General features: G+C 43.6%; 1 protein-coding gene. It reads left to right on the top strand.

From position 1 onward, the window contains the following. Position 1: 1 nt before the first annotated feature. Entirely contained in the window at positions 2-1177 is a 1176-nt protein-coding gene (tuf, locus tag ACFINA_RS09575; protein ID WP_012755022.1) for an elongation factor Tu, read from the top strand. Positions 1178-1189 lie beyond the last annotated feature (12 nt).

The following is a 1189-nucleotide window of genomic DNA, read 5'->3' as shown; positions in this document are numbered from 1 at the left end:
AATGGCGAAGAGCAAGTTTGAACGAACAAAACCGCATGTTAATATTGGTACGATTGGTCACGTTGATCATGGGAAGACCTCGTTGACAGCAGCGATTACGAAATATTTTGGTGAATTTAAAGCTTATGACCAAATTGACGCTGCGCCAGAGGAACGTGCACGTGGAATTACTATTTCTACAGCACATGTTGAGTATGAAACAGAAAATCGTCACTATGCGCACGTTGATTGTCCAGGACACGCTGATTATGTGAAAAACATGATCACAGGGGCAGCACAGATGGATGGTGCTATTTTGGTTGTTTCAGCAGCGGATGGCCCAATGCCTCAGACACGTGAGCATATTTTGCTTGCACGTCAGGTTGGTGTCCCAGCAATTGTTGTTTTTCTTAATAAAGTTGATCAGGTTGATGATGCAGAACTTTTAGAGCTTGTAGAGCTTGAGGTTCGGGAACTTTTATCCAAATATGATTTCCCAGGCGATGATATACCAATTGTTAAGGGTTCTGCGTTGGCAGCTCTTGAGGATAAGGATAAAAGCATTGGTGAAGATGCTGTTCGTCTTTTAATGAGTGAAGTTGATAATTATATTCCAACCCCTGAGCGTCCTGTTGATCAACCATTTTTGATGCCGATAGAGGATGTGTTTTCGATTTCGGGTCGTGGAACCGTTGTTACGGGTCGTGTTGAGCGTGGTGTTATCAAAGTTGGAGAGGAAATCGAGATTATCGGTATTCGTCCAACTTCTAAGACGACGGTTACAGGCGTTGAAATGTTCCGCAAGCTTTTGGATCAAGGTCAAGCGGGTGATAATATAGGAGCTCTGCTACGTGGTGTTGACCGTGAAGGGATTGAGCGTGGTCAAGTATTGGCGAAGCCAGGATCCGTTACACCTCATACACGGTTTAAAGCAGAAGCTTACATTTTGACAAAAGATGAAGGTGGACGTCATACGCCATTTTTCACGAATTATCGTCCACAGTTTTACTTCCGTACGACGGATGTTACAGGTATTGTTACGCTTCCAGAAGGTACAGAAATGGTTATGCCCGGTGATAATGTTGCCATGGATGTTTCGTTGATCGTTCCAATAGCGATGGAGGAAAAACTTCGTTTTGCTATTCGTGAAGGTGGTCGTACTGTTGGTGCCGGTATCGTCTCTAAGATCATTGAATAAATAATGCTTGTT

Source organism: Bartonella sp. AC10YNML (assembly GCF_042196825.1).
Classification (GTDB): Bacteria; Pseudomonadota; Alphaproteobacteria; order Rhizobiales; family Rhizobiaceae; genus Bartonella.
The sequence above is the reverse complement of the archived record's forward strand: the minus strand, read 5'-3'. Positions and strand labels throughout refer to the sequence as shown.